The organism is Nocardioides daeguensis (assembly GCF_019192965.1).
In the GTDB taxonomy this organism is placed as follows: domain Bacteria; phylum Actinomycetota; class Actinomycetes; order Propionibacteriales; family Nocardioidaceae; genus Nocardioides; species Nocardioides daeguensis.
Genome location: NZ_JAHTKU010000003.1, coordinates 105577 through 116345 on the forward strand (window position 1 = coordinate 105577; position 10769 = coordinate 116345).

The 10769-nt window shown below is 73.3% G+C and carries 14 protein-coding genes; 9 read left to right on the forward strand and 5 right to left on the reverse strand.

The annotated features are described in order from the left end of the window. Positions 1-6: 6 nt before the first annotated feature. Genes KU893_RS02255 through KU893_RS23755 form a run of 4 tightly spaced genes read left to right on the forward strand, consistent with a single transcriptional unit; the run spans position 7 to position 3136 of the window. The gene (locus tag KU893_RS02255; RefSeq protein ID WP_218232686.1) at positions 7-864 is read left to right on the forward strand and encodes a DUF2785 domain-containing protein; all 858 of its coding nucleotides are present in this window, start codon (positions 7-9) and stop codon (positions 862-864) included. Between the two features lie 40 nt (positions 865-904). Continuing rightward, entirely contained in the window at positions 905-2599 is a 1695-nt protein-coding gene (locus tag KU893_RS02260) for an acetolactate synthase (protein WP_218232687.1), read from the forward strand. Positions 2600-2630: 31 nt separating this feature from the next. Beyond that, on the forward strand, positions 2631-3014 hold the full coding sequence (locus tag KU893_RS02265) for a thioesterase family protein (RefSeq protein WP_218232688.1): 384 nt from the start codon (positions 2631-2633) through the stop codon (positions 3012-3014). A 47-nt stretch (positions 3015-3061) separates the two neighbouring features. Continuing rightward, complete coding sequence (locus tag KU893_RS23755) at positions 3062-3136, forward strand: 50S ribosomal protein bL37 (protein WP_370249596.1); 75 nt, start codon at positions 3062-3064, stop codon at positions 3134-3136. 218 nt (positions 3137-3354) lie between these two features. Here the strand turns inward: KU893_RS23755 and rsrA are convergent, their stop codons facing one another. The 4 genes from rsrA to KU893_RS02285 form a co-directional block, all read right to left on the reverse strand. Further along, positions 3355-3663, reverse strand: a complete 309-nt coding sequence (gene rsrA / locus KU893_RS02270) for a mycothiol system anti-sigma-R factor (protein WP_218232689.1) — start codon at positions 3661-3663, stop codon at positions 3355-3357. Further along, a complete protein-coding gene (locus KU893_RS02275) occupies positions 3663-4325 on the reverse strand; it encodes a sigma-70 family RNA polymerase sigma factor (RefSeq protein WP_246591630.1) in 663 nt (220 codons plus the stop codon). The genes rsrA and KU893_RS02275 overlap by 1 nt, the downstream gene beginning before the upstream one ends. A 69-nt stretch (positions 4326-4394) precedes the next feature. Further along, positions 4395-5054 (reverse strand): alpha/beta hydrolase family protein, encoded by a 660-nt coding sequence (locus KU893_RS02280; protein WP_218232690.1) that lies wholly within the window; start codon positions 5052-5054, stop codon positions 4395-4397. Beyond that, entirely contained in the window at positions 5051-5848 is a 798-nt protein-coding gene (locus tag KU893_RS02285) for an SOS response-associated peptidase (RefSeq protein ID WP_218232691.1), read from the reverse strand. Before KU893_RS02285 ends, KU893_RS02280 begins: the two co-directional genes overlap by 4 nt. Positions 5849-5910: 62 nt before the next feature. On the opposite strand from KU893_RS02285, the gene KU893_RS02290 reads away from it, so the two are divergent. Genes KU893_RS02290 through rsgA form a run of 3 tightly spaced genes read left to right on the forward strand, consistent with a single transcriptional unit; the run spans position 5911 to position 8736 of the window. After that, the gene (locus KU893_RS02290; RefSeq protein WP_218232692.1) at positions 5911-6423 is read left to right on the forward strand and encodes a DoxX family protein; all 513 of its coding nucleotides are present in this window, start codon (positions 5911-5913) and stop codon (positions 6421-6423) included. A 13-nt stretch (positions 6424-6436) separates the two neighbouring features. Further along, positions 6437-7735 carry a 3-phosphoshikimate 1-carboxyvinyltransferase gene (gene aroA / locus KU893_RS02295; protein WP_218232693.1) on the forward strand — a complete coding sequence of 433 codons (1299 nt, stop codon included), beginning with the start codon at positions 6437-6439 and terminating at the stop codon, positions 7733-7735. Then, positions 7735-8736 carry a ribosome small subunit-dependent GTPase A gene (rsgA, locus tag KU893_RS02300; RefSeq protein WP_218232694.1) on the forward strand — a complete coding sequence of 334 codons (1002 nt, stop codon included), beginning with the start codon at positions 7735-7737 and terminating at the stop codon, positions 8734-8736. Before aroA ends, rsgA begins: the two co-directional genes overlap by 1 nt. Positions 8737-8863: 127 nt before the next feature. Here the strand turns inward: rsgA and KU893_RS02305 are convergent, their stop codons facing one another. Continuing rightward, positions 8864-9322 carry a DUF2231 domain-containing protein gene (locus KU893_RS02305; protein ID WP_218232695.1) on the reverse strand — a complete coding sequence of 153 codons (459 nt, stop codon included), beginning with the start codon at positions 9320-9322 and terminating at the stop codon, positions 8864-8866. Between the two features lie 90 nt (positions 9323-9412). Between KU893_RS02305 and KU893_RS02310 the strand changes: the two genes are divergently transcribed. Both KU893_RS02310 and KU893_RS02315 read left to right on the forward strand, forming a co-directional pair. Then, complete coding sequence (locus KU893_RS02310) at positions 9413-10321, forward strand: inositol monophosphatase family protein (RefSeq protein ID WP_218232696.1); 909 nt, start codon at positions 9413-9415, stop codon at positions 10319-10321. A gap of 10 nt (positions 10322-10331) precedes the next feature. Continuing rightward, positions 10332-10763 carry a CBS domain-containing protein gene (locus KU893_RS02315; RefSeq protein ID WP_218232697.1) on the forward strand — a complete coding sequence of 144 codons (432 nt, stop codon included), beginning with the start codon at positions 10332-10334 and terminating at the stop codon, positions 10761-10763. Positions 10764-10769 lie beyond the last annotated feature (6 nt).

The window sequence follows — 10769 nt, forward strand, 5'->3', positions numbered from 1 at the left end:
GGGTTGATGGTGTCGGTGGATTGGGCGCGCCTCCAGCAGGCCCTCCGCGACGGTGAACGGCGCCCGCCCGCCGACCACCCGATCGGCGACCTGACCGCCCAGCTGACCCAGATGCTCGGCGACCCGGACCCCCAGGTCCGCGACGGGATGGCGTACTCCTTCCTGGCGACCTGGATCGAGCACGGCGCCTACGACGACCTGCTGGCCGGCCTCGGCGACGGCATGTGCGCCGGGCTCAACACCGGCCTGGGCGAGCGCGACACCGACTCGGTGTTCCGACGCAGCTTCTCGGTGCTGCTGCTGGCCGAGTGCATCCAGCGCGACACCCGGATCCGCCGCCTGCCCCCGAGCAAGGTGTTGCACTGGGGCGACCGGATCGCGGCCTGGTACGTGCGCGAGCGCGACCTGCGCGGGTTCGTGCCCGGCAAGGGCTGGGCGCACGCGGCCGCCCACGGCGCCGACGCACTGGCCGCCCTGGCCGCCTCCCGCCACTTCGGGATGACCGAGCTGACCGTGCTCCTCGACGTCATCGCCGACCGGGTGCTCAACCCCGACACCCCACCGCTGGTGCACGGCGAGCCGGACCGGATCGCGCACGCGGTGATGGAGGTGCTGCGGCGCGACCGGGTCCCGCTGAGCGTCCTGGAGCCGTGGGTGGTCCGCCTCGAGCACGGCGCCCGGGCCAAGACCCGTAGCGGTCGCGACCCCTACCGCACCACCGGCAACGCCCAGCTCGTGCTGCGTGCGCTCTACCTCCAGCTCACCATCTCGCCGCGGCACCCGGCGGTGCGCCCCGACCTGCTGCTCGCCCTCGTCGCCTCGCTGCGCCGGGTGCACCCGTACTTCCTCGACGACGTCGGCTGAGGTGGCTCACCGGGGCCGCGGCGCTGGCTAAGGTGCCGGAGTGACCACCACCCCGGACACCGACCAGCTCACCGGCCACGCCGGCGAGATCGCCACCGCCGTCGCTCGCGCCCACGGCGTGGAGACGATGTTCACCCTCTCGGGCGCCCACGTGTTCCCGATGTACGACGGCGCCGTGAAGTCCCAGCAGGACGGCGGCACGCCGGTGCGGCTGGTCGACGTGCGCCACGAGCAGACCGCGGCCTTCGCGGCCGAGGCGACCGGCAAGCTGACCCGGGTGCCGGGGCTCGCGGTGCTGACCGCCGGCCCGGGCGTCACCAACGGCGTCAGCGCACTGGCCCAGGCCCGGTTCGCCGGCTCCCCCATGGTGGTCGTCGGCGGCCGGGCGCCCAACAACCGTTGGGGCACCGGCGCGCTGCAGGAGATCGACCACCTGCCGATCGTCGCGCCGGTCACCAAGCACGCGGCCACCCTGATGACCGCGAACGACGTGGCCGCGGGGTTCCACACGGCGTTCACCGAGGCCCGCTCCTCGCACCGGGGCCCGACCTACGTCGACGTGCCGATGGACGAGTTCTTCAACACCGGCGTCGGCCCGGTCCCCTCGATCGGCGACCTGCGCGGCGCCGAGCCGGACCCCGACGCCGTGGCCCGGGTCGCCGGGCTGGTCGCCGACGCGCACCGGCCGGTGCTCGTCCTCGGCACGGACGTGTGGGCCGACCACGCGGAGGAGGCGGTCTTGCGCCTGGTCGAGGAGATGCGCCTGCCGGCGATCACCAACGGCATGGGCCGCGGCGTGGTGCCCGGCGGGCACCCGCTGCTCGTGACCAAGGCGCGCGGGGCCGCCTTCAACGGCGCGGACCTGGTGGTCGTGATCGGCACGCCGCTCGACTTCCGGCTCGGCTACGGCGTGTTCGGCGCGCGCGCGTCGGGCAGCGGCGCGCCGGCCACCCCCACACCAGTCGTCCACATCGCCGACTCCCCCGGCCAGGTCTCCGGCCACGCCGCCCTGGCGGCATCGGTCAGCGGCGACCTGACCCGGGTCCTCGACGGCCTGCTCGAGGCGCTGGCCAGGACGAACCAGCCGGACCGCTCGGCCTGGCTCGCCCTGCTCCAGGACACCGTCGCCGCCGCGAGCGCCAAGGACGCCGCGCTGCTCGGCGCCGAGGCGGACCCGGTCCACCCGGCCCGGATCTACGGCGAGCTGGTGCCCCGCCTCGCCGACGACGCCGTCGTGATCGGCGACGGCGGTGACTTCGTCTCCTTCGCCGGCAAGTTCGTCGAGCCGAAGCGGCCCGGCTGCTGGCTCGACCCCGGCCCGTACGGCTGCCTCGGCGCCGGGCTCGGCGCCGCGGTGGCTGCCCGGATCGCCCGCCCCTCGTCGCAGGTCGTGCTGCTCCTCGGCGACGGCGCCGCGGGCTTCTCGCTGATGGACGTCGACACCCTGGTCCGCCACGACCTGCCGGTCGTGATGGTGATGGGCAACAACTCCGCCTGGGGGCTGGAGAAGGGCCCGATGCAGATGCTCTACGGCTACGACGTCGCGGCCGACCTGGCCCCGCGCACGGCGTACGACCAGGTGGTGTCCGCCCTCGGCGGCGCCGGGGAGACGGTCAGCGACCCGCGCCTGATCGGGCCGGCGCTCGACCGGGCGTTCGCGGCGAACGTGCCCTACCTGGTCAACGTGATCACCGACGTCGAGGCCGCCTACCCGCGCGCCACGTTCGGCATCTGATACCCACTGCGATCAGTTGAGGAGGCGGATCATGAATGAGGCGTCCTCGAGGTTCACGGTGACCGACGCCGACACCGCGTTGGCCGTCGGGTCCGGCAGCCTTCCGGTCCTCGGCACCCCACGGCTGCTGGCGTGGTGCGAGGCGGTGACCTGCGCGGCCGTCGAGGACGCGCTGGCCGAGGGCGAGACCAGCGTCGGCACCCGGGTCGACCTCGAGCACCTCGCCGCCACCGCCGTCGGCGGGACGGTCGAGGTCAGCGCCCGGCAGGTGTACGCCGACGGCCGGCTGCGCCACTTCGCCGTCTCCGCCCGCGAGGTCGGCCCCGAGGGCCGGCCGGGCAAGCTGGTCGGGTCGGGCGAGGTGACCCGGGTCGTGGTCGACGCCGAGCGCTTCATGGCCCGGATTTCGGGCTGAGTGCCTCGGCTGAGAGAATGGCGCGATTCACGACTTCAGGAGGAACCATGGGCAAGACCGGCCGCAAGCGCCGCGCGCGCCGCAAGAAGGGCGCGAACCACGGCAAGCGCCCCAACAGCTGAGCGCAGGCACCGACGAACCCCCGAGACCCTCGCGGTCCGGGGGTTCGGCACTTTTCACCGGCCCGCCGCGCCGCGAGGTCGCATCGCTCGTGTCGAGAGCCGCTGGGGCGTCTCGATACATCTTCGCTCGTCCCTCACGACAGCTCGCCAGTTCGCCCAGGGGCTCGGGCTGTCGACGAACTCGGGGCCGCCCGCCCGAGGAGCTCGGGCCGGGCGGCTCAGCCCTCGGTGATCTGGACCTGGATCTGCTGGATCTGGATCCGGACCCGCTCACGCAGGTCGGCCGGCGCGGTCTCGCCGCAGGAACGCGCGACGACGGCCTTGACCGTGCGCTGGAGGTCGTAGCGCTCCAGGCAGGGGCTGCAGGAGTCGATGTGGGCCCGGACGACGGCACAGTCGCCGGCCTCGAGCTCGTTGTCGATGAGCCGCACGATGCGCTCGAGGAAGTCGGCACACTCGGCGTTGCTGGGGTCGTCCGACACGTGCACGTGCTCGTGGCCGGCGGGACCGTGTGTCAGGTCGGACATCACTTGTCCCCCTCGAGCGGAGCGTCGCCGCCGGAGCGGACGTAGTCGGAGAGCATGTCGCGCAGCTGGCGCCGGCCGCGGTGGAGGCGGGACATGACGGTCCCGATCGGGGTTTCCATGATCTCGGCGATCTCCTTGTAGGCGAAGCCCTCGACATCGGCGAGGTAGACCGCGAGACGGAACTCCTCGGGGAGCCGCTGCAGAGCGTCCTTCACCTGGCTGTCGGGGAGGTGCTCCAGCGCCTCCATCTCCGCCGACTTCAGCCCGCTCGACGTGTGCGACTCCGCACGCGCCAGCTGCCAGTCCTCGACGTCCCCCGTGTCGCCCACGAGCGCCTGCTGCGGCTGGCGCTGCTTCTTGCGGTAGGTGTTGATGAAGGTGTTGGTCAGGATCCGGTACAGCCAGGCCTTCAGGTTGGTGCCGGGCTTGAACTGGTGGAACGCGGAGAACGCCTTGGCGAAGGTCTCCTGGACCAGGTCCTCGGCGTCGGACGGGTTGCGCGTCATCCGCATCGCCGCACCGTAGAGCTGGTCGAGGAAGGGCAGGGCGTCACGCTCGAAGCGCGCGGCCCGCTCGTCGGGGGTCTCCGAGGCGACGTCGACGGTGTCCTCGGGGTGGGAGGCGTCGGCGTCCAGGGACGAAAGATCGGAAATCTCGGTCATCGCGTCCCAGACTACGGTGCTCCCCGTTCGGGGGCGCTCCAGCGTCGCGATCATGGAAGCCAGAACGCCTCACCGGCGGGTGGCATTCCCCACGACCTCGCGCACGATCCACTCCAGGGTCGACTCGACGACGACGCCCATCGCCTCCTCCTGGCTCAGCACTCCAGGCTTGGGGACCGCCAGGCCATGGTCCGCTCCGGGAACGACGGCGAGGTCGGTGCGCCCCGGCAGCGGGTCGGGGAACTCCTCGGGGCGGCCGAAGGGGTCCCGCTCCCCCTGCACCACGAGGGTCGGCACGCCGGCGCCGGCGAGCTCGTCGAGCCGGGAGCGCTCCGGCCTGCCCGGCGGGTGCAGCGGGAACGACAGCGCCAGGCAGCCGGCGGCACCGAGCTCGCGCGCGGTGCGGCACGCCGAACGGGCGCCGGCCGAGCGGCCGCCGACGACCAGCGGGGTGCGGGTGCGCAGCGCCTTCGCGGCCGCGCGCAGGCCGACGTCGAGGGTGGCGGGCGGGCTGGCGACCTTGCGCCCGGCGCGGCGCCAGGGCTGCTCGAACCGGGCCACGGTGATGCCCTGCCCCGGCAGCTGGGCGGCCAGCGCCGCCAGGTCGCGGGCGTCGATGCCGCCGCCGGCGCCGTGGCTGACGAGCAGGGTCACCAGCGGCTTGCGGGCGCGGCGGACGACGAGCCGGCCCTCGCCGTACGCGGTCTCGACGATGCGCTCCTCGCTCACAGCAGCGTCCCCTGTCCCTCGTCGGGCTCCTCGGCGTCGGTGAACGGGATCGGCTCGACCAGCTCCGGTCCGTTGTTGGCGACGTTGCCGACCGCCGTCGAGACCGGGTACGCCGTCAGGCCGGTCTGCTGCGCGGGCCGCAGCTGCTGCAGCAGGCCGGGCAGGTCGGCCGCCGGGGTGCGCGGGTCGAGCCAGTCGTGGCGACGCTCGGGCTCGACCAGCAGCGGCATCCGGTCGTGGATCCGGCCCAGGTCGTCGGTGGCCTCGGTGGTGAGGATCGTGCAGGTCCAGCGGAACCGGTCCTCGGCGTCCTCGGGCTTCGACGGGTCGCGCCAGATCTCGTAGAGCCCGGCCATCGCGAGGGACGAGCCGTCGCCGGAGGTGATGAAGAAGGGCTGCTTCCTCGGCTTCCCCTTGGCCGTCTTCTGCTGGGTCTCGTACCACTCGAAGTAGCCGTCGGCCGGCACGATGCAGCGCCGAGCGGCGAACGCCTTGCGGAAGGCGGGCTTCTCGGCCACCGTCTCCATCCGCGCGTTGATCATCCGGCTGCCGATGCTGGCGTCCTTGGCCCACGACGGGACCAGGCCCCAGCGCAGGGCACGCAGCTGACGGGTCGGCTCGTCGGCCTGGTGGCCCTCGGCGTCGCGCGAGGCCCGCTCCATGACGGCGTACACCTCGTCGGTGGGCGCCACGTTCCACGACGGCGCGATGGCCCGCTCGAGGCGCGGGTCGAGCACCTCGAACTCCTCCGCGAGGTCCTCCGGGCTCCGGCTGGAGGCGTAGCGGCCGCACATGCGAGCCAATGTATCGGCCTGGGCATCGGTCTGGCCGGACCGCGACCGGGTACCGACCGGCCATGGCTCTGAGCAGATTGATCGCCCGACCGCTGCTGGCGTCGTACTTCCTCGCGAACGGCGCGCAGGACCTCAAGGACGCCCCCGCCCTGGCGGCGCAGGCCGCACCCGTGACCGAGGCGGTCGCGCCGGTGCTGGACAGCGCGACGCCCGAGGGGCTGCCGGTACCGCGCGACCCCGTGCTGTGGGTGCGGGCCAGCGGCGCGGTCCAGGTCGTCGCCGGACTGGCGCTGGCGACGGGCCACCTCCCCCGTCTGTCGTCCGCACTCCTCGGCGCCACCCTGGTGCCGTCGACGGCGGCCCGGTACCGGTTCTGGGAGGCCACCGACAAGGACCAGCGGCGAGAGCAGCTCACCCACTTCCTGAAGAACACCGCGCTCGCCGGCGGTCTGCTCATCGCCGCGCTCGACACCGCCGGCCGGCCCGGCGTCGCCTGGCGGGCCCGGCACGCCACCCACGACGCACGCCGGGAGGCCGCGCTGGTGGGCGCCCGGGTTCGCGCTCGGGTTCACTAGACTCACGCGGGAGATGACGACTCCCGCCACGTACGCCGATCCCTGGCCCGCGCCCACCACCACCGGGCCGCTCGACGCGACCGTGACGTTGCCCGGCAGCAAGTCGCTCACCAACCGGGCGCTGGTGCTCGCGGCGCTCGCCGACGGGCCGTGCGTCGTACGCCGGGCGCTGCGCTCGCGCGACACGCTGCTGATGGCGCAGGCGCTGACCGCGCTGGGCGCCTCGGTCGACACGTCGCGCGAGGACTGGACGGTGACGCCACTCGACGGCTCGGTGCCCGGCGACCGGGCGGCCGTGGACTGCGGCCTGGCCGGGACCGTGATGAGGTTCGTCCCGCCCGCGGCCGGCCTGGTGCGCGGCGAGGTCGCGTTCGACGGCGACGAGCACATGCGCAAGCGGCCGGTCGGCGAGATCCTCGCGGCGCTGCGCGGGCTCGGCATGGCGATCGACGACAGCGACGGGGCCCTGCCGTTCACCGTCCACGGCACCGGGGCCGTGCCCGGCGGGACGGTCGTGATCGACGCGTCCGCGTCGTCGCAGTTCGTCTCGGCCCTGCTCCTGGCGGGTGCCCGGTTCAAGGCGGGCGTCGACGTCCGCCACGACGGTGAGCCGATCCCCTCGCTCCCCCACATCGAGATGACGATCGCGATGCTGCGCGACCGCGGCGTCACGGTCGACGACAGCGACGCCAACCGCTGGACCGTGGCGCCCGGCCCGATCGCGGCGTACGACGAGGCGATCGAGCCCGACCTCTCCAACGCCGCGCCCTTCCTGGCGCTCGCGGCCGTGTCCGGCGGCTCGGTCGTCGTGCGCGACTGGCCCGAGGCGACCACGCAGGCGGGCGACGCGCTGCGCGACCTGCTCACCCGGATGGGCTGCACCGTGGCCCGGGCGCCCGAGGGGCTGCGGGTGACCGGCCCGACCGACGGGTGGCGGGGGCTGCGGGGGCTGGAGGCCGACCTGCACGACGTCGGCGAGCTGGCCCCGGCGATCGCGGCGTTGTGCGCGCTCGCCCAGACCCCCTCGCGCCTGACCGGCATCGCGCACATCCGCGGCCACGAGACCGACCGGTTGGCAGCGCTCGCGACCGAGCTCGGCGCACTCGGCGCCGACGTCGAGGAGCACCCCGACGGCCTCACCCTGCGTCCGGCCGCACTGACCGGCGGGGTGTTCCACACCTATGCCGACCACCGGATGGCCCACGCCGGCGTGATCGTCGGCGCCGCCGTCCCCGGCGTCCTCGTCGAGAACGTCGCCACCACCAGCAAGACCTTCCCCGACTTCGCCGGCTTCTGGTCCGGGCTGTTCTGATGCCGCGGTACGACGAGCACGACGTCGAGCACTACGAGCGACCGCGCCGTCGTACCCGCCCCCGGACCAAGGACCGCCCCACCCACGACGACGCCGTCGAGGGCCTGGTCGTCACCGTCGACCGCGGCCGGTTCACCCTGCTCATCGAGGGCCGCACCGTGATGGCGATGAAGGCCCGCCCGCTCGGCCGCAAGGGCGTGGTCGTGGGCGACCGGGTGCGCGTGGTCGGCGACGTGACCGGCGCCGACGGCTCGCTCGCGCGGATCGTGGAGGTCCTCGAGCGCAGCAGCACGCTGCGCCGTACCGCCGACGACGACGACCCGGTCGAGCGGGTCATCGTCGCCAACGTCACCCAGCTCGTCATCGTCACCGCCCTCGCCGACCCCGAACCGCGACCGCGCTGGATCGACCGGGCCCTGGTGGCGGCGTACGACGGCGGGATGACGCCGCTGCTGTGCCTGACCAAGGCGGACCTGGAGGACCCCGAGACCCTGCTGGCGACGTACCGTTCCCTGGGGGTGCCGTGGGAGGTCACCCGCCGCGACCGCAACCGCACGATCATCGGCCTGGACGCGCTGCACGACCGGCTGCGCGGCGAGACCAGCGTGCTGATCGGGCACAGCGGGGTCGGCAAGTCGACGCTCGTGAACGCGCTGGTCCCCGATGCCCGCCGCGAGACCGGGCACGTCAACGCGGTGACCGGCCAGGGTCGGCACACCTCGACCTCCGCGCTCATGCTGCCGCTGGCGGACGGCGACGGCTGGATCATCGACACTCCCGGCATCCGGTCGTTCGGGCTCGCGCACGTCCGTCCCGAGCACCTGATCGAGGCGTTCCCCGACCTCGACGAGATGACCGAGGACTGCCCGCGCGGGTGCACCCACGGCGAGGACGAGCCGGAGTGCGGCCTGGACGAGGCGGTCGCGGCCGGCGACGCCGACCCGGAGCGAGTGGCGTCCTTCCGCCGGCTCCTCGCCGCCCGGTCGGTGACCGACTACTGACGCGTTGACCTGCCGGTTCCTCACCGTTGCCCTGCCGGTTCCTCACCGTCGAGTGCGCAGGTCAACGGCGAGGACGCGGCAAGTCAACGGTGAGAAAGTGGCAGGTCAACGGTGAGTAAGTGGCAGGTCAACCGTTGAAGCCGCCCCAGACGGCCCGGGCGCCGGCGTCGCCGGTGAGGGCCACGAGGACGATGACGGCGATCGCGCCGGCGGCGAGGAGGGCGCCGAGCAGCCAGCGGAGCGGGCCGTCCTTGGGGTGGAGCAGGCCGGAGAGCAGGGCGACGGCGCCGAAGCCGACGGTGACCCGCACGGTGGTCAGGGCCAGCGCGTGGTGGTGGTCGATCTTGCGGGTGACCTGCGAGGGCGGGGTGGAGAAGAAGTCGTTGGCGTTGCGGAAGCTGTTGCCGGAGACGAACGCCAGCACCACCGCGCCGATCGCGACCAGCGCACCGACCACGAGCGGCCATCGAAGGCGGTCGCGCCAGGACGGGACGAGGGAGGCCAGGGCGAGGACGCCGACGAGCGGCGCGAGCACCACGGCTGCATGGACGGCGAGCGGGTGCAGCGGAAGGCCGTTGATCTCCATGGTTGAATCCTGCACGAGCGCCGGTCGCTCGGGGCAGACCCGCGCCGTCCCCGCGCCGTCCCCGCTGCGAGCGGCGGCTAGGGTGCCCCTGTGGCAGCCCCCGACTACACCGACGACCTGCGTCTGGCGCACCTCCTCGCCGACGACGCGGACTCGCTCACCCAGGCCCGGTTCCGCGCGCTGGACCTGCACGTGATGAGCAAGCCCGACCTGACGCCGGTGACCGACGCCGACCAGGCCGTCGAGGAGTCGATCCGCCGGACCCTCTCGAAGGCGCGCAGCCGCGACGCGGTGACCGGCGAGGAGCAGGGCACCTCCGGGCACTCGCAGCGACGATGGATCATCGATCCGATCGACGGCACGAAGAACTACGTCCGCGGCGTCCCCGTCTGGGCGACGCTGATCTCGCTGGCCGTCGACGACGAGGTCGTCCTCGGCGTCGTGTCGGCGCCCGCGCTCCAGCGCCGCTGGTGGGCCTCGGCCGGCCAGGGCGCGTGGACCGGCAAGTCGCTGATGAAGGCGACCGAGTGCCGTGTCTCCGACGTACGACGGCTCGAGGACGCGTCGTTCTCGTACTCCTCGATCAGCGGCTGGGAGGACCGCGGCCTCGGCGAGGACCTGCTCGCGCTGATGCGCCGGGTCTGGCGGACCCGGGCGTACGGCGACTTCTGGTCCTACATGCTCCTCGCGGAGGGCGCCGTCGACCTGGCGGCCGAGCCCGAGCTCGAGGTGTACGACATGGCGGCGCTCGACATCATCGTGCGCGAGGCCGGTGGCCGGTTCACCTCGCTCGAGGGCCGCGACGGCCCGTGGGGCGGCAACGCGCTGGCCAGCAACGCACACCTGCACGAGGCCGCGCTGTCGTTCCTCGGCAGCGTCAGCGACCTCGACGAGGACCCCGACTGGCCGCGGACCGGGCCGGGCAGCGTGTCCGACCTGCGCTCGCACCGGCACCGCGTGTCGGACGAGACCAGTGACGAAGGCGACCACGCCGAGTAACCTGCGTCACATGCGCATCGCTGACGTGCTCCACTCCAAGTCGCTTCGCGACGTGATCACCATCAGCCCCGAGGCCGGGGTCCGCGAGCTCCTCGCGGTGCTCTCCGAGCACAACATCGGCGCCGTCGTGGTCAGCACCGACGGCACCTCGCTCGACGGGATCGTCTCCGAGCGCGACGTCGTGCGCCGTCTGCACAGCGACGGCACGGTCATCAACAACGTCGTCTCGGCGATCATGACCACCGAGGTGAGCACCTGCTCCCCCGACGACGGCCTGGACGAGGTCCTCGCCGTGATGACCGAGCGCCGGTTCCGGCACATCCCCGTCGCCGACGGCGAGCAGGTGGTCGGCATCGTCAGCATCGGCGACCTCGTCAAGCACAAGATCGACCAGCTGCAGTTCGAGCGCGACCAGCTCGACAACTACGTGCACCAGAGCTAGTCCCGG

Excerpts from the sequence above, each read along its gene's own strand:
- KU893_RS02255 (WP_218232686.1), top strand. The coding sequence starts at position 7 with ATGGTGTCGGTGGATTGGGCGCGCCTCCAGCAGGCCCTCCGCGACGGT.
- KU893_RS02265 (WP_218232688.1), top strand. The coding sequence starts at position 2,631 with ATGAATGAGGCGTCCTCGAGGTTCACGGTGACCGACGCCGACACCGCG.
- rsrA (WP_218232689.1), bottom strand. The coding sequence starts at position 3,663 with ATGTCCGACCTGACACACGGTCCCGCCGGCCACGAGCACGTGCACGTG.
- KU893_RS02275 (WP_246591630.1), bottom strand. The coding sequence starts at position 4,325 with ATGACCGAGATTTCCGATCTTTCGTCCCTGGACGCCGACGCCTCCCAC.
- KU893_RS02285 (WP_218232691.1), bottom strand. The coding sequence starts at position 5,848 with ATGTGCGGCCGCTACGCCTCCAGCCGGAGCCCGGAGGACCTCGCGGAG.
- KU893_RS02290 (WP_218232692.1), top strand. The coding sequence starts at position 5,911 with ATGGCTCTGAGCAGATTGATCGCCCGACCGCTGCTGGCGTCGTACTTC.
- aroA (WP_218232693.1), top strand. The coding sequence starts at position 6,437 with ATGACGACTCCCGCCACGTACGCCGATCCCTGGCCCGCGCCCACCACC.
- rsgA (WP_218232694.1), top strand. The coding sequence starts at position 7,735 with ATGCCGCGGTACGACGAGCACGACGTCGAGCACTACGAGCGACCGCGC.
- KU893_RS02305 (WP_218232695.1), bottom strand. The coding sequence starts at position 9,322 with ATGGAGATCAACGGCCTTCCGCTGCACCCGCTCGCCGTCCATGCAGCC.
- KU893_RS02315 (WP_218232697.1), top strand. The coding sequence starts at position 10,332 with ATGCGCATCGCTGACGTGCTCCACTCCAAGTCGCTTCGCGACGTGATC.